18 protein-coding genes are annotated in these 19,905 nt (G+C 64.5%); 14 read left to right on the top strand and 4 right to left on the bottom strand.

Annotated elements, in window-relative coordinates; all coding sequences use genetic code 11:
• Nucleotides 1–76 precede the first annotated feature (76 nt).
• On the top strand, nt 77–2,695 hold the full coding sequence (locus tag S7S_RS01680) for a penicillin-binding protein 1A (protein ID WP_052269180.1): 2,619 nt from the start codon (nt 77–79) through the stop codon (nt 2,693–2,695).
• A 277-nt stretch (nt 2,696–2,972) separates the two neighbouring features.
• Here S7S_RS01680 and S7S_RS01675 read toward each other — a convergent pair whose 3' ends face one another.
• Both S7S_RS01675 and rpmE read right to left on the bottom strand, forming a co-directional pair.
• A complete protein-coding gene (locus S7S_RS01675; RefSeq protein ID WP_041025861.1) occupies nt 2,973–4,250 on the bottom strand; it encodes a malic enzyme-like NAD(P)-binding protein in 1,278 nt (425 codons plus the stop codon).
• A 139-nt stretch (nt 4,251–4,389) separates the two neighbouring features.
• A complete protein-coding gene (rpmE, locus tag S7S_RS01670) occupies nt 4,390–4,611 on the bottom strand; it encodes a 50S ribosomal protein L31 (RefSeq protein WP_008736397.1) in 222 nt (73 codons plus the stop codon).
• A gap of 180 nt (nt 4,612–4,791) precedes the next feature.
• On the opposite strand from rpmE, the gene S7S_RS01665 reads away from it, so the two are divergent.
• The 13 genes from S7S_RS01665 (at nt 4,792) to tatC (ending at nt 17,131) form a co-directional block, all read left to right on the top strand.
• A complete protein-coding gene (locus S7S_RS01665; RefSeq protein WP_041025860.1) occupies nt 4,792–6,996 on the top strand; it encodes a primosomal protein N' in 2,205 nt (734 codons plus the stop codon).
• Nucleotides 6,997–7,072: 76 nt separating this feature from the next.
• The gene (gene argS, locus S7S_RS01660) at nt 7,073–8,824 is read left to right on the top strand and encodes an arginine--tRNA ligase (RefSeq protein WP_041025859.1); all 1,752 of its coding nucleotides are present in this window, start codon (nt 7,073–7,075) and stop codon (nt 8,822–8,824) included.
• Nucleotides 8,825–9,424 (top strand): SPOR domain-containing protein, encoded by a 600-nt coding sequence (locus S7S_RS01655; protein ID WP_041025858.1) that lies wholly within the window; start codon nt 8,825–8,827, stop codon nt 9,422–9,424.
• 104 nt (nt 9,425–9,528) lie between these two features.
• Nucleotides 9,529–10,068, top strand: coding sequence for an ATP-dependent protease subunit HslV (gene hslV, locus S7S_RS01650; RefSeq protein ID WP_041025857.1), 540 nt, complete (start codon nt 9,529–9,531; stop codon nt 10,066–10,068).
• 5 nt (nt 10,069–10,073) lie between these two features.
• Nucleotides 10,074–11,402 carry an ATP-dependent protease ATPase subunit HslU gene (hslU, locus tag S7S_RS01645; protein ID WP_041025856.1) on the top strand — a complete coding sequence of 443 codons (1,329 nt, stop codon included), beginning with the start codon at nt 10,074–10,076 and terminating at the stop codon, nt 11,400–11,402.
• Nucleotides 11,403–11,538: 136 nt separating this feature from the next.
• Nucleotides 11,539–12,264: a DUF8198 family protein gene (locus S7S_RS01640; protein ID WP_052269179.1), complete on the top strand. Its 726-nt coding sequence runs from the start codon at nt 11,539–11,541 to the stop codon at nt 12,262–12,264.
• A 2-nt stretch (nt 12,265–12,266) separates the two neighbouring features.
• A complete protein-coding gene (gene ubiE / locus S7S_RS01635; protein WP_041025855.1) occupies nt 12,267–13,016 on the top strand; it encodes a bifunctional demethylmenaquinone methyltransferase/2-methoxy-6-polyprenyl-1,4-benzoquinol methylase UbiE in 750 nt (249 codons plus the stop codon).
• Between the two features lie 3 nt (nt 13,017–13,019).
• Entirely contained in the window at nt 13,020–13,676 is a 657-nt protein-coding gene (locus tag S7S_RS01630; RefSeq protein ID WP_041025854.1) for a ubiquinone biosynthesis accessory factor UbiJ, read from the top strand.
• The gene (locus S7S_RS01625) at nt 13,673–15,277 is read left to right on the top strand and encodes an AarF/UbiB family protein (protein WP_041025853.1); all 1,605 of its coding nucleotides are present in this window, start codon (nt 13,673–13,675) and stop codon (nt 15,275–15,277) included. The genes S7S_RS01630 and S7S_RS01625 overlap by 4 nt, the downstream gene beginning before the upstream one ends.
• Before the next feature lie 55 nt (nt 15,278–15,332).
• Nucleotides 15,333–15,671 (top strand): phosphoribosyl-ATP diphosphatase, encoded by a 339-nt coding sequence (locus S7S_RS01620; protein WP_041025852.1) that lies wholly within the window; start codon nt 15,333–15,335, stop codon nt 15,669–15,671.
• A 90-nt stretch (nt 15,672–15,761) separates the two neighbouring features.
• Nucleotides 15,762–16,010, top strand: coding sequence for a Sec-independent protein translocase subunit TatA (gene tatA, locus S7S_RS01615; RefSeq protein ID WP_041025851.1), 249 nt, complete (start codon nt 15,762–15,764; stop codon nt 16,008–16,010).
• Nucleotides 16,011–16,013: 3 nt separating this feature from the next.
• Complete coding sequence (gene tatB / locus S7S_RS01610; protein WP_041025850.1) at nt 16,014–16,379, top strand: Sec-independent protein translocase protein TatB; 366 nt, start codon at nt 16,014–16,016, stop codon at nt 16,377–16,379.
• On the top strand, nt 16,376–17,131 hold the full coding sequence (gene tatC / locus S7S_RS01605; protein ID WP_041025849.1) for a twin-arginine translocase subunit TatC: 756 nt from the start codon (nt 16,376–16,378) through the stop codon (nt 17,129–17,131). Before tatB ends, tatC begins: the two co-directional genes overlap by 4 nt.
• Here the strand turns inward: tatC and S7S_RS01600 are convergent.
• Nucleotides 17,107–18,000, bottom strand: a complete 894-nt coding sequence (locus tag S7S_RS01600; RefSeq protein WP_082027599.1) for an alpha/beta hydrolase — start codon at nt 17,998–18,000, stop codon at nt 17,107–17,109. The genes tatC and S7S_RS01600 overlap by 25 nt on opposite strands.
• Nucleotides 17,979–19,766, bottom strand: coding sequence for an Lnb N-terminal periplasmic domain-containing protein (locus tag S7S_RS01595; RefSeq protein ID WP_238582921.1), 1,788 nt, complete (start codon nt 19,764–19,766; stop codon nt 17,979–17,981). Before S7S_RS01595 ends, S7S_RS01600 begins: the two co-directional genes overlap by 22 nt.
• Nucleotides 19,767–19,905: the final 139 nt, after the last annotated feature.

The following is a 19,905-nucleotide window of genomic DNA, read 5'->3' as shown; positions in this document are numbered from 1 at the left end:
GCGTATAATGACGCGCTTCACGGAGAAGAGTCCTACCTTTCTCCTAAGACTTCCATCTTAGCCTGCCCGAGTTGCCATGCTGTTAACAAAAACCTGGTTTCGCCTTCTGCTGGCCGCCATCCTGGTCGCCGCCAGCGGCGTCGCCATGATCCTGTCAGCCAGCTTTCTTTACCTCGGCCCGCACCTGCCTCCGGCGTCGCAACTGCGTGAGATCACCTTCCAGATCCCGCTGCGCATCTATTCCCGCGAAGGCGACCTGATCGGTGAATACGGTGAACAGCGCCGCACCCCGATCAAGTTCGAGCAGATCCCGCAGGATTTCATCCAGGCCCTGACCTCTGCCGAAGACGAACGCTTCTTCCGTCACAACGGCGTTGACCTCAAGGGCCTGACGCGTGCCGCCAGCGAACTGGTGCGCTACCGCGAGATACGCTCCGGCGGCTCCACCATCACCATGCAGGTGGCGCGCAACTTCTTCCTCAGTCAGGACCAGACTTTCCTGCGCAAATTCAACGAGATAGTCCTGGCCCTGCAGATCGAGAACATCCTGACCAAAGAAGACATCTTCGAACTGTACGTCAACAAGATCTTCCTCGGCCGCCGCGCCTACGGCATCGAGGCCGCCGCCCAGGTGTACTACGGCAAGCCCCTGAACGACCTGAACCTGGCGCAACTGGCGATGATCGCCGGCCTGCCCAAGGCACCCTCGGCCTACAACCCGCTCAGCAATCCGCAGCGCGCCCTGACCCGGCGCAACTGGATTCTGGAACGCATGCTCGAACGCGGCCGCATCAGCCAGGAAGAGTACGATCTGGCGGTGTCGGCGCCGATTACCGCCCGTCAGCACAGTGCCAGCCTGGCGGTGGAAGGCTCCTATATCGCCGAAATGGCCCGCCAGGAAGCACTGGCACTGCTCGGCCCGCGCATCTATACCGACGGCATCCGCGTCACCACCACCCTCGACAGCACCATGCAGCAGGCCGCCGTCAGCAGCCTGCGCCATGGCCTGCATGTGTACGACGAACGGCATGGCTGGCGCGGCCCGGAAGCCCGCGTGGACATCAGCGAGCTGCCTCCCCTGCCCACCGACACCGCCGTGCAGAGCGCCAGTGAAGCGGAAGCCAGCCAGCCCGCCAGCGACAGCGAGGACAGCGCCCCGCAGCGGCTCGATCTGCGCGGCATCCCGGCCAGTATCGTGGAATGGACCAAAGCCCTGCGGGGCTACCAGCGCATCGGCGAACTGGAACCGGCCCTGGTGGCCGACGTACACACTGACCGTGTCCGCCTGGTGCTGCTCAACGGCCGGCTGGCCGAGTTGCCCTGGGCACAGATGCAATGGGCCAAACCCTATATCAACCCCAGCGTGGTCGGGAGTGCGCCGACCAAACCCGCCGAGGTGGTCAGCCCCGGCGACATCGTGCGCCTGCGCCCGGTCCGTGGCGAGCACGATGAGCCGGTCTGGCGCCTGGCGCAGATCCCGGCGGCCCAGGCGGCGCTGGTGGCCATCGACCCGGCCAACGGCGCCATCCGCGCCCTGCAAGGCGGCTACAGCTTCTCGCTGTCCAACTACAACCGCGCCTTGCAGGCCCAGCGCCAGGCCGGCTCGGTGTTCAAGCCGTTTGTCTACGCCGCCGGCCTTGAGCGCGGCATCACCCCCGCCACGATCTTCAATGATGCCCCGATCGTGTTCCAGGACGACAACCTGGAGGAAGCCTGGCGCCCCACCGGCGCCAGCAGCCGCTTCTACGGCCCAACCCGCGTACGCGAAGCCCTGTACCGGTCGCTCAACCTGGTTTCGATCCGCCTGCTGCAGCAGGTCGGCATCGGCAACACCCTGAAGACCCTCGGCGATTTCGGCATGCCAACCCAGCGCTTTGCCCGCGACCTGTCAGTGGCACTCGGCAGCGCCGCCGTCACGCCGCTGGAAATGGCCAGCAGCTATGGTGTGTTTGCCAACGGTGGTTTCTACGCACCGGCCTGGTTCATCAGCGACATCCGCGACAACGAGGGCAATCTGCTGTGGCAGGCCCCCGAGGTGGTGTTGTGCGAACCGGAAGACTGTGGCGTGAATGTCAGTCCGGCATCGCTCGCCAGCGCTCCGCCGTCAGACGAGGACGCGATCGCCTCCCCCATCACCACGGACACCGGGGAGGATGAGTCGGCGCCGATGATTCCACCGGCACCGGAGCAGGTCTGGCGCCCTCGCGCGGTCGACGCACGCACCATCTGGCTGATGGACTCGATGCTGCGCGATGTCGTGCGCCGCGGCACCGCCGGACAGGCGCGCGCCCTGGAGCGCCCGGACCTGGCCGGCAAGACCGGCTCCACCAACGACCACATCGACGCCTGGTTCTCCGGCTACACACCGGGCGGCCTGGTGGCGATCACCTGGGTCGGCTTCGACAACCCGGCCACACTCGGCAACGGTGAATACGGCGGCCGCGTGGCGTTGCCGATCTGGATCGATTTCATGCGCGAGGCACTGCCGGAAGTGCCGGAGGCCCTGCTGCCACAACCGCCGGGCATCGTCTCCGCGCGCATCAATCCCGACAACGGCCTGCGCGCCCGCCCGGGTGACGACAAGGCCATCTTCGAGTACTTCCGCAGTGAGAACGTGCCGGAGATGGATGACAGCCTGAGCGTGCCAGGCTATGACGGGCCGGAAGAGCAGGTGCTGCCGGAAGACCTGTTCTGATCCGTCCCGCAGAACATGCGGGCACAAAAAAAGCGGGTTCTGAAACCCGCTCAGGCTGCTGACAAACCTCGGCAGCCATTCTTCTACTAAAAAATTATCCACCCAGGGCAAAGAGTCGCTGTTTTTCTGGTGATAGCCTCCACTTGCATAGCCATAGGGCTGCAACCTGGAATGCGACCACCCACTTTTATATCGCCTCGAAGAGGTGATTCATAAAAACAGGGGTTTGTCCTCAGTCTGAGGCGGTTCTGAAACCCGCTTTTTTTGTGCCCGGCGATCAGAGCTCGCCGGGGAAGATATCGTCCACCGTTTCCAGCGGATAGTGGGCCGGGTAGCCCTTGCGGGCGACGCCGGTGTCCACCGCAGCACGGGCCACTGCCGCCGATACCACGCCCAGCAGGCGCGGGTCGTTCGGCTTTGGAATGATGTATTCCGGGCCAAACGTCAGTGTCTGGCCGCCGTAGGCGCGCGACACCACTTCCGGTGCCGGCTCACGGACCAGTGACGCAATCGCATGCACCGCTGCCAGCTTCATGGTCTCGTTGATGGCGCTGGCGCGTACATCCAGCGCACCACGGAAAATGTAGGGGAAACCCAGCACGTTGTTGACCTGGTTCGGGTAATCCGAGCGGCCGGTGGCAATGATCAGGTCCTGCCGCACCGAGCGCGCCAGTTCCGGGCGAATTTCCGGGTCCGGGTTGGCCAGGGCAAAGATGATCGGGTTCGGCGCCATGCTGCTGACCATGTCCGGCGTCAGCATGTCCGGGCCGGAGACACCGATAAACACATCGGCGTCCTTCAGCGCATCGGCCAGCGTGCGCTTGTCGGTGTCCACCGCAAACGCCGCCTTGTACTGGTTCAGGTCATCGCGACGGCTGTGGATCACACCCTTGCGATCCAGCATCAGGATGTTGTCCTTGCGCACGCCCAGCTCGATCATCAGCTTGATCGAGGCGACACCGGCGGCGCCGGCACCGACGCACACGACGACGATGTCTTCGATTTTCTTCTGCTGCAAGGTCAGCGCATTGAGCAGGCCGGCGCAGCAGACAATGGCGGTGCCGTGCTGGTCGTCATGGAATACCGGGATATCACACTGTTCCTTGAGAATGCGTTCGATCTCGAAGCATTCCGGCGCCTTGATGTCTTCCAGATTGATGCCGCCAAAGGTGACGTGGATGCGGGTGACCGTATCAATGAAGGCTTGCGGGCTCTCCGCCTCGACTTCGATATCGAACACGTCGATACCGGCGAAGCGCTTGAACAGAATACCCTTGCCTTCCATCACCGGCTTGGACGCCAGCGCCCCCAGGTCGCCCAGGCCCAGGATGGCGGTGCCATCACTGATCACGGCCACCAGGTTGCCCTTGGAGGTATAGCGGTAGGCCAGCTCCGGCTCTCGGGCAATTTCACGCACCGGCTCGGCCACGCCCGGGCTGTAGGCCAGCGTCAGATCCGCGCCCGTTTCGGTGGGCTTGGTGATCTCGACACTGATTTTTCCCGGTCGGGGCTTGGCGTGGTAATCAAGCGCCGCCTGCTTGAAATCATCCGACATGCTGGTCTCCCTGGTCTTTCCAACATCCCGGTCAACAGCCGGGACAGCTATACATACTGTTCTATTGCCCAAAACACAAAAAGCACCCGCCGGGGTGCTTTTTGAGCTGCTGCTGGACGGATTGTCGTCAGCGGGCGGGTCAGCTCTTCTTGCGGGAGCTGATCACACCAAAGCGTTGTTTGAACTTGTCGATCTGACCACCGCTGTCAGCCACCTTCTGGGTGCCGGTATAGAACGGGTGGCATTTGGAGCACACGTCCACGAGGAAATCTTCGCAACGGGTGGAACGCGTATGCATGACATTCCCGCAGGAGCAGGTAATGGTCACGTTCTGGTAATCAGGATGAATCTCTGCTTTCATGGCTCGACTCCGTACAGTGTCGCTACCCGCATCTGGCCTTCGTGACGGGATGTCTCCTGGTCACAAAAACACAGTCAGGCACCACACATTTGGCTTGCGCCGGGCAAAAGGGAACGCGAATACTACCAGCTTGGCCGCATTCCGCAAGTCGAAAACACCATCATCTAAGGAAGGGCTCCCTTGGCGCAGCACAACCTGATCAGGGTGGCGGTTCCCGTGCCGCTGCGCCAGTTGTTCGACTACCTGCCCGTGGCGGGCCCCCTGCCCGAACCCGGCTGCCGCTGCGAAATCGACTTCGGCAACCGGCGCCTGACCGGCATGGTCTGGGAGGTCGTCCCGCCCGGTGACAGCGACCATGATCCACGCAAACTACGCCCGCTGAGGCAGGTCATCGACGACCAGCCGGTGCTGGACAGCGACCTGCGCGAGCTCTGCCAGCGTGCCGCCCAGTATTACCAGCACCCCATCGGTGAAGTCCTGCAGACTGCCCTGCCCGTGCTGCTGCGCCAGAATGCCCCGGCCGAGCGCCAGGGCGAGCTGGTCTGGCGCCTGACCGCACGCGGCCGCTTCGCCGACCCGGCGCAGCTTGCCCGCGCGCCGCGCCAGCAACAGGCGCTGGTGACCCTGGCCGAGCACCCACGCGGTTTAAGCCGGCCGATGCTGACCAGCCTGGGTCTGACCAGCCCGCCCCTGCGGGCGCTGGAAAAGAAAGGCTGGGCGGAACTGGTCCAGGAGCAACCGGCCGAGCTGACCGACCGCACCGCCAACCCACTGGCCGAACCGCACCTGGCTGCCACGCCAGAGCAGGACGCCGCCATTCGCGCCATCAATGCCAGCCAGCATTTCGCCCCGTTCCTGCTCGATGGCGTCACCGGCAGCGGCAAGACCGAGGTCTATCTGCAGGCCATGGCGCATCAGCTGACCGCCGGCCGGCAGGTACTGGTGCTGGTGCCGGAGATCGGCCTGACACCGCAGACCATCCGCCGCTTCCGCACCCGGTTCAGCGTGCCGGTGACGGTGCTGCATTCCGGCCTGTCGGATCGCGAACGGCTCAAAGCCTGGTGCGATGCCCGCGACGGCCAGGCGCGCATCGTGCTCGGCACCCGCTCGGCGATCTTCACACCGCTGCGCCACCCCGGCCTGATCATCGTTGACGAAGCGCACGACAACTCCTTCAAGCAGCAGGACGGTTTCCGCTACTCGGCCCGCGACCTGGCCGTGTGGCGCGCGCAGCTGCTGGATATCCCGGTGGTGCTCGGCACCGCGACCCCCGCACTGGAAACCCTGCAACAGGCAGAAAGCGGCCGCTACCGCGCGCTGCGCCTGACCCATCGCGCCGGCGAGGCCAAACCGCCGGTGATCCAGCTCGAAGACTGCCGGGGCCTGCCCGCCGACACACCGCTCAGCGCCCGCAGCCTGGATGCACTCGGTACCACCTTGAAGGCCAACCGCCAGGCCCTGGTGTTCATCAACCGGCGCGGCTACGCCCCCATGCTGCTGTGCCAGGACTGCGACTGGCAGTCCGAATGCGACCGCTGCGACGCCCACATGACCTGGCATCGCGCCGTCCGCGAACTGCGCTGCCACCACTGTGACCACCGCCGCCCGGTGCCAGCAAGGTGTCCGCAATGCGGCTCCCAGCACCTGCGCGACATGGGCGCCGGCACGGAGAAACTCGAAAGCCTGCTGCGCAAGCAGTTCCCCGACACCCGGCTGATCCGCATCGACCGCGACACCACCCGCCGCAAGGGCAGCCTGGATGCCAGCCTGGAAGAGATCCAGCGCGGCGGGGCGGCGCTATTGGTTGGCACGCAGATGCTCGCCAAGGGACACCATTTCAGCGAACTGGACCTGGCCGTGATGCTGGATGCCGACGCCGGCTTTATGAGTGCCGATTTCCGCGGCCCGGAGCAGGCCGCCCAACTGATCCTGCAGGTGGCCGGCCGCACCGGCCGCGAAGACCGCACCGGCCGCCTGCTGATCCAGACCCGCCAGCCCGATAACCCGCTGCTGCAACTGCTTTGCCAGGGCAACTACCACCGCTTCGCCGAACAGCTGCTCAGCGAGCGGCGCCAGACCGGCCTGCCGCCGTTCGGCTTCCTGGCCCTGGTGCGCGCCGAATCGCTGCAACCGCAGCCGGCGCTGACCTTGCTGCAGGAAGCCAGTGAAACCCTGCCGCTGGACAGCGGCCTGCAATTGCTCGGCCCGATCCCGGCTCCGATGGAGCGCCGCCAGGGCCGTTATCGCAGCCAGTTGCTATTGCTGGCACCGACCCGGGGCATCCTGCACCGGCACCTGCCGGCCCTGCTGGATGCGCTGTACGCCCACCCACTCTCCCGCAAGTGCCGCTGGCATCTGGACGTGGACCCGACCGACCTGCTCTGAACCCTGTCGGGGGCAGGCAACCGCCCGGCATTTCCCGTACAATCCCGACCCCCGCACTCGCAGCCGTAAGCGACGTATGAAAGAGCAGATCATCCAGCGTGTCGAAGAAGCCCTCGCCCACCTGCGCGCCCAGGGCACCCTGCCGGCGCAGCCCTGCCCGCCCGTGCAACTGGAGCGCACCCGGGACAAGAGCCACGGTGACTTCGCCACCAACATCGCCCTGCTGCTGGCCAAACCGGCCGGCATGAAACCGCGTGACGTGGCCACGGCCATCGTCGATGCCCTGCCGGCGGACGCGGCGATCAGCAAGGTGGAGATCGCCGGCCCCGGATTTATCAATTTTTTTCAGGCGGGCAGCTTCCTCACCGACAGCCTGAGTGCCGCACTGGCCGACGAACACCTGGCCGTGCCGCGCGCCACCACACCGCAGACCGTGGTGGTGGACTATTCGTCGCCGAACCTGGCGAAAGAAATGCACGTCGGCCACCTGCGTTCCACCATCATTGGTGACGCGGTGGCGCGCACGCTGGAATTTCTCGGCCACACCGTCGTGCGGCAGAACCATGTCGGCGACTGGGGCACCCAGTTCGGCATGCTGCTGGCGTACCTGGAAGAACAGCAGGACCAGGCCGAGCTGTCCGCCGAGCTGTCCGACCTGGAAAATTTCTATCGCGCCGCCAAGCAGCGCTTTGATGAAAGCCCGGAGTTCGCCGAGCGCGCCCGCGCCCTGGTGGTGCAATTGCAATCCGGCGACATTCACTGCCTCAAGCTCTGGCACGATTTCAACCAGGTGTCGCTGCGGCACTGTTTTGACGTCTACGAACGCCTGGGCGTGAGCCTGCGCCCGGACGATGTGCGCGGCGAAAGCGCCTACAACCCGGACCTGCCCTATGTGGTTGCCGAGCTCGACAAGGCCGGCCTGCTGACAGAAAGCGAGGGCGCCCGCTGCGTATTCCTGGATGAATTCAAGAACAAGGAAGGCGAGCCGCTGCCCGTGATCGTACAAAAGGCCGACGGCGGCTATCTGTACGCCACCAGCGACCTGGCCGCCCTGCGCTACCGCGCGCAGAAGCTCGGCGCCGACCGCATTCTCTATTTTGTTGACCAGCGCCAGGCCCTGCATTTCCAGCAGGTGTTCCAGGTGGCGCGGCTGGCCGGTTTCGTGACACCGGACACCGAGCTGGCACACATGGGCTTTGGCACCATGAACGGCCCGGACGGCCGCCCGTTCAAGACCCGCACCGGCGGCACCGTGAAACTGGTGGACCTGCTCACCGAAGCGGAAGACCGCGCCCTGGCACTGGTGCAGGGCAAGAACCCGGAGCTGGACGCCGACGAACTGTTCAACATCGCCCGCGTGGTCGGCATCAGTGCGGTGAAATACGCCGACCTGAGCAAGCACCGCACCAGCGACTATATTTTCAACTTCGACCAGATGCTCAGCTTCGAGGGCAACACCGCGCCCTACCTGCTGTACGCCTACACCCGCGTGGCCAGCGTGTTCCGCAAGGCCGGTATTGATCCGGCCACACTGGACCAGAGCGCACCGCTTGTGCTGGACGCCGAACAGGAAGTCGCGCTCGCCACGCTGCTGCTGCAATTCGGTGAAACCCTGCAACAGGTGGCCGAGAAAGGCGTACCACACCTGCTGTGTGCCTACCTGTACAATCTGGCCGGCGCCTTCTCAAGTTTCTACGAGCACTGCCCGATACTGACGGCACAGCAAACGGCAGTGCGCGACAGCCGCCTGCGCCTGGCCTGGCTGACCGCACGCACACTGAAACAGGGCCTGGCCCTGCTGGGTATCGCCACGCTGGAGCGCATGTAAATGGCACGCAAACCCGCCCCCCGCCGGGGCGCGAGCAAATCCACTTCCTCACAACGCACCGTGCCGGGCTGGGTCTGGCTGTTCACCGGCGTGGTCAGCGGCCTGTTCATCGCCTTTCTGTTCCACCTGGGGCAGACACAGCTTGAACATCAGGCAGGCAATGCCCCCCGCAGCGCCAGCCAGCCTGAACCGGCCACCGCGCCGAAGACGGAAGAAAAAGGCCCGCGCTTCGATTTCTACGCGGTGTTGCCGCAGATGGAAGTGATCGTCCCCAAAGGCGAGGACGACGCCCCCGCCCCGGCACGCAACAATGGCCGTACCAGCACACCGAACGCCGAGGTGCCCAGCCGCCACAATGAGCACTTCCTGCTCCAGGCCGGCAGCTTCCGCCGCAGCCAGGACGCCGACCGCCGCCGCGCCGAGCTGATCCTGCAAGGCTATGAGGCCCGCGTGCAGCCGGTCAGCCTGGAGTCCGGCGACACCTGGCACCGGGTCATGATCGGCCCGTTCAACAACGTCAATGCGCTGCACCGCGCGCAGGACAAACTGGCCACCGCCGGCATCGAGACCCTGCCGATCCAGGTCAAAAACCCCGGCTGATGCACCGCTCGCGTCAGGCGCACCGCGCCTGACGCCTTCCCGCCTTGAGATTCCTCGGCATTGCCCCATATCCCCTGTCACCACCCCGTGGCGAAGGAGCCCCCATGGAACAGTATCGCGGCACCACCATCGTCTCCGTGCGACGCGGCAACAGCGTCGTGATCGGCGGTGATGGCCAGGTGAGCCTGGGCAACACCATCATGAAAGGCAATGCCCGCAAGGTGCGGCGCCTGTATCACGGCAAGGTCATTGCCGGTTTCGCCGGCGGCACCGCCGACGCCTTTACCCTGTTCGAGCGCTTCGAGGCACAGCTGGAAAAGCACCAGGGCCATCTGGTCCGTGCTGCCGTCGAGCTGGCCAAGGACTGGCGTACCGACCGCGCCCTGCGCCGGCTGGAGGCCCTGCTGGCCGTGGCCGACAAAGAGAATTCCCTGATCATCACCGGCAACGGTGATGTGATCGAACCTGAAAACAATCTGATCGCGATTGGTTCCGGCGGGCCGTTTGCCCAGTCCGCCGCCACGGCGCTGCTGGAGAACACCGAGCTGCCCGCCCGCGAGATCGTTGCCAAGAGCCTGACCATCGCCGGCAACATCTGCATCTATACCAATCTCAATCACACCTTCGAAGAATTATCCTGGTAACCCTCATGCCTGCCCTGACTCCCCGAGAAATCGTCTCCGAACTCAATCGTCACATCGTTGGCCAGGACGCCGCCAAGCGTGCTGTCGCACTGGCCCTGCGGACCCGCTGGCGGCGCATGCAGCTGGCGCCGGAACTGCGCAACGAAGTGGCGCCGAAAAACATCCTGATGATCGGCCCCACCGGCGTCGGCAAGACCGAAATCGCGCGGCGGCTGGCACGGCTGGCCGATGCGCCCTTCATCAAGGTGGAAGCGACCAAGTTCACCGAGGTCGGCTACGTTGGCCGTGATGTGGAATCGATCATCCGCGACCTGATGGAAATGGCCATCAAGCTGCTGCGCGAAAAGGAAATCCAGCGCCAGCAGCACCGCGCCGAAGACGCCGCCGAGGAACGCATTCTGGATGCGTTGCTGCCACCGGCCCGGGGCGCCGAAGCGCCCACCGACAGCAGCACCCGGCAACTGTTTCGCAAGAAACTGCGTGAAGGTGAGCTGGACGACCGCGAAATCGAAATCGAGTTGGCCTCGCAACCCATGGGCGTCGAGATCATGGCCCCACCGGGCATGGAGGAAATGACCAGCCAGCTCCAGCAGATGTTCTCGCGCATGGGCGGCGGCAAGCGCAAGACGCGCAAGATCAAGGTCGCCGACGCACGCCGGCTGGTCCGTGACGAGGAGGCCGCCAGGCTGGTCAACGAAGACGAGCTGAAAAGCCGCGCCGTGGACCTGGTGGAAAACAACGGCATCGTCTTCATCGACGAGATCGACAAGGTCGCCAAGCGTGGCGATACCGGCGGCACCGATGTCAGCCGCGAAGGCGTGCAGCGTGACCTCCTGCCGCTGATCGAGGGCAGCACCGTCAGCACCAAGTACGGCATGGTGCACACCGACCACATCCTGTTCATCGCCTCCGGCGCGTTCCACCTGAGCAAGCCGTCGGACCTGATCCCGGAATTGCAGGGCCGGCTGCCGATCCGCGTCGAGCTGGACGCCCTCAGCGTGGCCGATTTCGAGTGCATCCTGACCGAACCGAACGCCTCGCTGACAGAACAGTACCGCGCACTGCTGGCCACCGAAGGCCTGAAAGTCGAGTTCACCCCCGACTGCATCCGCCGCATCGCCGAGGTGGCCTGGCAGGTCAACGAACGGGTCGAGAATATCGGTGCCCGGCGCCTGCACACGGTGCTGGAAAAACTGCTGGAGGAAATCAGCTACGACGCCGACGACCTGGCTACCCAGTACCACGACAAGGCGCTGGTGATCGACGCTGCCGCCGTGGACCGCTATCTGGGTGAACTGGCCGCTGACGACGATCTGAGCCGCTACATTCTCTGATCCGGGCAACCGGCGAGGCACGGCGGACAGCCGCGCCTCGCCGGCCACGCCTCGCCGGCCACACTTAGCCAGCCGCGCCTACACCCACCCCGCTGCGCCTGCTATGATCGCGCCTCACACCCGGACGGTGGCGGCCATGACAGCAGGCGAACGCTTACAAGATGCCCTGGAACGCTTCTTTGCCCTGCGCCAGCATGGTGACGACCGGCTGTTCCGGCAGCGCCTGAATACCCTGCAGGCCTGGCAGAGCGAACGGCTCTACCGCACCCACCGCGACATCCTCGAATTGCCGGACAACGCCCCGGCGGTGGAATTCCTGTTCACCGACGTCTACGGCGGCCGCGACCTGACCCCGGTCGCCAGCGAGATCCGCCGCGCCCTGCCAAAAGCGCTGAAACTGCTGCCGGATCGCGTCATGGCCACCTCCGCCAGCGTGCTCGACACCGCCGTGCTGACGCAGGTGCTGGATGAGCACCTGGCCGAACAGATGGGCCCGGCGCTCGACCAGCCACTGACCGAGGTGGCCTATGCCGCTGCTTACCGCACCCAGGGCCGCGACGACGACCGCGCCCGGCAACTGCTGCTGATCAGCGAGATCGGCGTGCACATCGACAAATACGTGAGAAGCCGGATGATCCAGGCCACCTTCCGCATGGTGCGCCGCCCGGCCCATGCGGCCGGCTTCGGCAGTCTGTATGATTTCCTCGACCACGGTTTTGGCGCTATGCGCCCGCTGCACAGCGTCAATGACCTGCTGGGCCGGCTGGCACAGCGCGAACGGGTCGTGATGCAGCGGCTGCTGGCCGGCAGCCGCGACCCCTTCAAGGCGCCCTTCCATCCCGCATCACCCACGGAGCACTGAGCATGGCGGACGACAAGACCACCCACTTTGGCTATCAGCAAGTGGCCTGGCAGGACAAGGCCAGCCGCGTAGCCGGGGTGTTCCGTTCGGTGGCGCCCAAGTACGACCTGATGAACGACCTGATGTCGATGGGCATTCACCGCGCCTGGAAGCGCTTCACCATCGAACTGGCCGGCGTGCGTCCGGGCCACACGGTGCTGGACCTGGCCGGCGGCACCGGCGACCTGGCGATCAAGTTTTCGAAGATTGTCGGCGACAGCGGCCAGGTGGTGCTGGCGGACATCAACGACGCCATGCTGGCGGTGGGCCGCGACCGGCTGTTCGATGCCGGCTGCGCGCACAACACCCAGGTGGCGCAGGTCAACGCCGAGGCACTCCCATTTGAAGACAACACCTTCAATACCATTACCATCGCCTTCGGCCTGCGCAACGTCACCGACAAGGACAAGGCGCTGCGCTCCATGCTGCGCGTGCTGAAACCCGGCGGCCGTCTGCTGGTGCTGGAATTTTCCAAGCCGGTGCACGCGCCCCTGTCGAAACTCTATGATTTCTATTCCTTCAGCGTGTTGCCACGGCTGGGCAAAGCGGTGGCCAACGATGCCGAGAGCTATCAGTACCTGGCCGAATCCATTCGCATGCACCCGGACCAGGCGACACTGAAAGGCATGATGGAAGACGCCGGCTTTGCCCGCTGCGACTACTTCAACATGACCGGCGGCATCGTTGCCCTGCATCGCGGCTTCAAGGTGTAACCCATGACACTGGAACATCAGTCCCGCCCACCGGGCCTTTTTGAAACCGCGCTGCTGGCCAGCATCGAACGCGCCGTCAACGCCGCACTGCGCGCCGACCCGGCGACACAGCAGCGGCTGGCCGAACACAGCGGCCGGCTGGTGTCCGTGCACCTGCGCTTTCCTGCCCGCGCGGTATATGTACTGATCGTCGAGGACGGCGTCGAGTGCTATCACAGCAGCGACGCGGAAGCCGATGTCAGCGTCAGTGGGGGCGCACTGGAACTGGCGGCACAACTGCTCGACTGGCGCAGTGCGCCGGGCGTCATCGGTGGCCCGGTCAGCATTCGCGGCGACCGCGAACTGCTGCAACAACTCAGCGCCATCGCCCGTGATCTGGATATCGACTGGGGCGCTTTGTTCGAGCCGGTGCTCGGCAGCGAAATGGCCCAGCAACTGGATCACGGCGCACGGCAACTGTTCAGCTGGGCAAGGCAGGGGCTGGAACGGCTGGCGCAACAGGGCAGCCGCTACCTCGGTGAAGAAAGCGGCCTGCTGCCGTCACGCCACGCGCTGCGCGAATTCGGTCGCGACGTGGAAGAACTGGAGATGGCCACCGAACGGTTACAGGTCCGCATCCAGCGCCTGCAACAGGCCCGTGGCGACGAGGCCGGTGCATGAGCCTGCTTGCCCGGATTCTCTATGTGGTGCATGTCCTCTGCGCGTACCGGCTGATCTCCCTGATGCCATCGCACCCGGCGCGTGCGCCGCTGCTGGTGCTGCAATACCTGATGCCGTCGAGCTGGTTCGGCCCGCGTGGCCTGAGCGAAGGCGAACGGCTGCGCGCCGCGCTGGAAAAACTCGGCCCGATCTTCATCAAGTTCGGCCAGCTGCTGGCCACGCGCCGCGACCTGCTGCCACCGGAATGGACCGACGCGCTGGCGCGCCTGCAGGATCAGGTGGCACCGTTTCCGGTGCGCGAAGCCCGCGCCCGTATCGAAGCCGAACTCGGCGTGCCGATCGACAGCGTTTTCAGCCGCTTTGACGACACCCCCCTGGCCTCGGCATCCATCGCCCAGGTCCACAGCGCCGCGCTTCAGGACAGCACCGAAGTGGTGGTCAAGATCCGCCGTCCCGGCCTGGGACATATCGTCGACCGCGATCTGGCCGTGATGCGTTTCGGCGCCACCTGGCTGGAACGCCTGTGGGCGGACGCCCGTTATTTCCGCCCGCGCCAGGTGGTGGACGATTATGCGGTGATCATCCGCGCCGAGCTGGACCTGTCCGCCGAGGCACACAACAGCGAACTGATGCGCCGCCAGTTCCTGTTCAGCCCGCTGCTGTTCATCCCGCCGATCCACATGCAGTACACCACACCGAAAATGCTGGTGATGGACCGCATCAACGGCATCCCGGTGAACGACATCGAACGTATCCGCGCCGCCGGCATCGACCCGAAAGTGCTGGCCGAACGCGGCGTGGAAATTTTCTTTGCCCAGGTGTTCCGCTACAACTTCTTCCACGCGGACATGCACCCCGGCAACATTTTCGTCAACCCCGAGCATCCGCACTCGCCGCAATACCTGGCCGTGGACTGCGCCATCGCCGGCCGCCTCGGCCCGCACGATCTGCAAGTGCTCGGCCGCATGGTGCTGGCGGTGATGCGTGCCGACTACAGCGGCCTGGTGGACGCCGTGATCCGCGCCGGCTGGAGCACCGCGCCGATTGATCCGCAACGCTTCGAGCGCGCCGTGCGCGAGATTGTCGAACCGCTGGTGTCGCAGCCGCTGGACAAGCTCGAGTTCGCGCCGCTGGTGATGCGCCTGTTCGACACTGCGCGCAGCTTTCATATCGAAGCGCCGGTGCAGTACATCCTGCTGCTGAAGACCCTGGTGCACATCGAGGGCCTGGGCCGCAGCATCTACCCGCAACTGGATATCTGGCGCACCGGCCGGCCATTGCTGGAAGCCTGGATGATGGAGGCCTACGGCCCCAGCGCCACGCTGCGCAAGTTGCAGGCACGGGCCCCGGAATGGATGGCGCAGTTGCCGGAGATGCCGGACCTGCTGCGCGACGCACTGGAGAACCTGCGCCACCTGCCCTACCAGCAACGGCAACTGGAAGCGCGCCTGGCCGACGGCCAGACCCGCCATCGGCGCAAACTGCTCGGCGGCCTGGGCGGCCTGGGCCTGCTCGGTGTGGCGCTGGCCGTGGGCGGCTTCTGGGCCGGTGTGGCCGCCGCTGGCGGTGCGCTGCTGGTGCTCTGGGCCCTGCGTCGCTGAGACACACTGCCGTCATTTAATTCTGCTAGACTCCGCAAAGGAGTGGAGGACCGACATGAGCGAGATATTGACCCGGTTGCATGACGTGCTGGAAGCCCGCAAGGGCATGGCGCCGGAGTCGTCCTATGTCGCCAGCCTCTACCACAAGGGCCTGAACAAGATTCTGGAAAAAGTCGGCGAGGAAGCCGTCGAAACCATCCTCGCCGCCCGGGATGTCGACGCCGGCGGTGACCCGCAGTCGCTGATTTCCGAAACCGCCGACCTCTGGTTTCATACGTTGGTCATGCTGGCCAAGCTCAATACCGGGCCGGAGCCGGTGCTGGCGGAACTGGAACGTCGTTTCGGCCTGTCCGGCCTGGACGAAAAAGCCTCACGGCCACAGAGCAATACCTGACCGGCGGCAGACATTACCTGTGGTATGCACTGCCTGTGGCATGCACTGCCCATGGTAAGCACCGCCCTTTTCTGACTCAGGAGTAGACCCATGTTATCCGGCATCAGTCTCTGGCAACTGCTGATCATTCTCGCCATCGTCGTGCTGCTGTTCGGCACCAAGAAACTGCGCAATATCGGCAGTGACCTCGGCGGCGCGGTGAAAGGCTTCAAGAGCGCGGTGAAAGAAGGTGAGGACGAGCAGAAGAAACAGCTCGACGGCACCACCGCCCGGCGCGAAGAAAGCGGCACCACCCTGGACGAGCATGGCAATCCGGTGCAGGACAAAGACAAGGTCTGATCGATGTTCGATATCAGCTTTGCCGAGCTGACCCTGGTGTTCATCATCGCCCTGGTGGTGCTGGGCCCGGAAAGGCTACCGAAGGCGGCGCGTACCGTCGGCCACTGGATGGGCCGCGCCCGTGCCGCGTTCACGCACCTGAAAAACGAGCTCGACCGGGAAGTGGTGAACAAGGAAATGCAGGACCTGTTCCGGCAGAAAGCCGACGCCCTGCGCCAGGAAACCGACAAGCTGAATCAGTCGCTCAATGAAAGCCTGACCGACGCGCGCAAGACCGAAACCGGCAGTGCACCACAGCCGCCCGCCGAACCGGCCGACGCCCCGACCCTCCCCGCCACCGACGACCGCCGCCCGCAGGACAAGCCATGACGCGCGAGGATCAGCCGCAAACCCTGATCAGCCACCTGCTGGAACTGCGCTCGCGGCTGCTGAAAGCCATCGTCGTGATCGTGGTGATCTTTCTCGGCCTGTTTTATTTTTCCCGCGAGATCTACGCCTTTGTCGCGCAGCCGCTGATGCAGGTGCTGCCGGAAGGTGCGTCGATGATCGCCACCGACGTCACCGCGCCGTTCATGGTGCCGTTCAAGCTGACCTTGTACCTGAGCATCCTGATCTCGATCCCGTTCATCCTGCACCAGGCGTGGGCCTTTATTGCGCCGGGCCTGTACCAGCATGAAAAGCGCCTGGCGATGCCGCTGCTGGTCAGCAGCGTGCTGCTGTTCTACCTCGGCGCGGCCTTTGCCTATTTCGTGGTGTTCCCGCTGATCTTCGGCTTCTTCACCAAGATCGCGCCGGAAGGCGTGGCCATCGCCACCGATATCGGGCGCTATCTGGATTTTGTGATGACATTGTTCATCGCCTTTGGCGCGGCATTCGAGCTGCCCATTGCTATCGTGTTACTGGTGGCCGCCGGCGTCACCACGGTGGACAACCTCAGGGAAAAGCGCCCCTACATCGTCGTCGGCTGTTTTGTCGTGGGCATGCTGCTGACGCCGCCGGATATTCTCTCGCAGACGCTGCTGGCGGTGCCCATGTGGATGCTGTTCGAGATCGGGCTGGTCGCCGCCCGCTGGGTGAAGCCGCGCCAACCTGCGGATCAGTCCGCCGCTGACGCGGACTGAGCGTCACAACGCTGTGTCATGAACTGCACCAGCCGCTGACGCACTGACGGGTCCTGCGAGGCGACGATATGGGCGCCCAGCAACCCCTGGAATTCTTTCGGTTCCGCCGCCGCCGCATACAGCCGCTCGCCCTCGGCAAACGGAATGATGCTGTCTTCGCGGCTGTGCAGGATCAGCACCGGTGCCGGAGCAAGCGCCGCAATATGATCCACCGGGTCCCAGCGGGTGGTGACCATCGGCGCCACCACGAAACTGAACGGCCACAGCAACCAGCTGCGCTGCATCACGTCGCGGGTGATATGCCGGAACCCGGTAAACCCGGCTTCAAACATCGCACAGTCAAAACGCCCCGCATTCTGCTCCCGCGCCAGCACCGGAATCGTCATGCTGGCGCCCAGGCTTTGCCCGAAGACGACCAGCGGCCCCTGCACACGCCCTGATGCCTGTAACCAGTCGAGCCCGAGCTGGATGTCATCCAGGGTGTCCGGCAGCTTCGCCTTGCCTTCCGAGAGCCCGTAGCCGCGATAGTCGATCAGGAACACCTGATATCCCTGCGCCGGCAGCCAGGCCACATTCATCAGGTGCGTGGAAATATTCTGCGCGTTGCCGTGCAGGAAATAGACCGTCCCCGCCACCTGTTCCGTCTGCGCGGGCAACCACCAGCCATGCAACCGCAGCCCGTCCGGGTGGATCAGCACGATGTCTTCGTAGGCCAGGCCCTGCCGCGCCGGGTTCTGTACCCATGGCTTCATCGGATAGAAAAAGAACCCGCTGCAACCGACGAGGGCGATACTCAATGACAGCACCACGAGTGCGCGCCAGGTCAGTCGAACTGTCAGTCGAACTGTCAGTCGAAATAGTGTCGCCATGACAATCGCCACTCCGTGTCCCCGTCGCCACGCCAGCCCAGCCGCTCGACATCCAGCCGCAGCGCATCGCTGCGGCCCAGCGGCACGTTCGCCGTCAGGCTGGTGCGGTGGCGGTAAGCATCATTGGTGAGATAGTAACCCTGCACACCCAGGCCCAGTTCCGCATGGCGGGTATACCACACGACCCCGGTACTGGCACCGGCAGCCCCCTCGACCAGATTATCCCAGGCCGACGTGTTCTCGGCACGGAACACACTGTAGGCATACGGGTGAACATCCCCGATGCGCCAGCTCAGGCCGGGGCCGCCTTCCACGAACCGGGTCAGCCGGTAGCGGCCGCCGGCCTCAACACGTTCAATGCCGCCATGCACGTACCAGGACACCGGCTTCACAAACGCACTGCGCGGTGCCAGTGAGCGGATGTTCACCACATCCAGCCGCTCCAGTTTCAGCGCTTCGGAATCGGTGCTGCGCAGGCGAATGTTCAGCCCTTCGATCTGCGCGCCACGGAGGAAGCCGGCGTTGTTGTCGAACCAGTCGTGATAGGTGAACCGGTACTGCAATTCACCAAAGCCGGTGTCATCGCGCTGACCGCCGCTGAAGGCAAACATCTTTGTCGCGTGGCCCACTTCCGGGGGTGTCGGCGGCTCGGGCAAGGTCGCAACGACCACCGGCTGCGCATTGATCTGCCGCAACAACGCCATGCTGCGGCGCGCCACTTCCGGGCTGCGCGCTTCGGTACGATGACGAAAGCGCAGGAACTCATACGCTGTTTGCGACATCAGCCGGCGCTCAGAGGGTGTATGGGACTGATACGCCTCGCCTTCCGCCAGCGAGGGATCATCAGCCAGGCGGCGTGCCAGACGGCGCGCTGCCGGTGACAACTGGTCCGCGAGGTGGTTCAGCTCCACCGCTTTCGAGGGCCGGTACTCGCGGCTTTCCACCAGCCCGGCAGCGTGCATGTTGCGCACGGTGTTCACCGGCACTTCCGCAAAACGGAACTCATCCAGCAGGCCGGTGCCCGGCCGCGCCACTTCCATCAGTTCCAGCAGCCGGAACGAGCAGTTTTCATCAAAGAAATAGTATTCAAAACGGGTGTCTTTCAGCTCCCACAGGTGCTCGACCAGCCAGTTCATTTCATCCGTGTCGAGCGTCAGCGGGTATTCCCACATATCACGATTTTCCAGGTGTGCGTAGTCCTGGATTTTCGTGACATAGGGAACAATGGAAAAGTAGCCGGGATAGCCGCCAGCCAGCCCGCGGTAGATATAAAAGATGGAATTGTCACTCGGCTGCACCATGGCGCCGAAGTTCACCGCCCAGGACATCCAGACGCTGTCGGTATCGTCGCGGTCCAGCCGCAACAGCGTGTGACCAAACATGGAGGACGGGCTGTTCAGATAGGCGGCCGGAAACACCAGCACCGCACGCCCCATGGGAATTTCCGTGCGCCACTGCAGGTATTCCTCGCAATGCGCCAGCGGCGCATCTTCCTGCCAGCCCAGCGCATCGGCCAGAAAATGATAGCGTGCTGGAAAACGGCAGCGCGCTTCACTGCCCGCAGGCGCCAGCGCAGCAATGCTGGCGCTGAGTTCCGCCACCGGATTCTGCCGGCCGTTGTCGGCCAGAAAGAATGCGTCGTCGGCAACGTAACTGTGTCCGCGCCCGCGCCAGGTGGCGCCCCGGTTCACATGCAGCAGCGCTTGCCAGCGAGGTTGTTCGGCCAGTTCGGCCACGGAGGGCGCCGCCTGTACGGAAGGGGTCATCAACAATGCCGCAAACAGGGCTACGGCGGGGAGCAACAGGCGCATCAGCAGGCAGGGAAACATCCGGTGTCACACAACATGGCCCCGGCAGAGCCATAATAAAAGTGCCCTGCCGCACACGGCAGGGCACTCTGACGAA

Origin of the sequence: Isoalcanivorax pacificus W11-5 (assembly GCF_000299335.2) — a bacterium.
In the GTDB taxonomy this organism is placed as follows: Bacteria; Pseudomonadota; Gammaproteobacteria; order Pseudomonadales; family Alcanivoracaceae; genus Isoalcanivorax; species Isoalcanivorax pacificus.
This window is presented reverse-complemented; position numbering and strand designations above follow the sequence as displayed.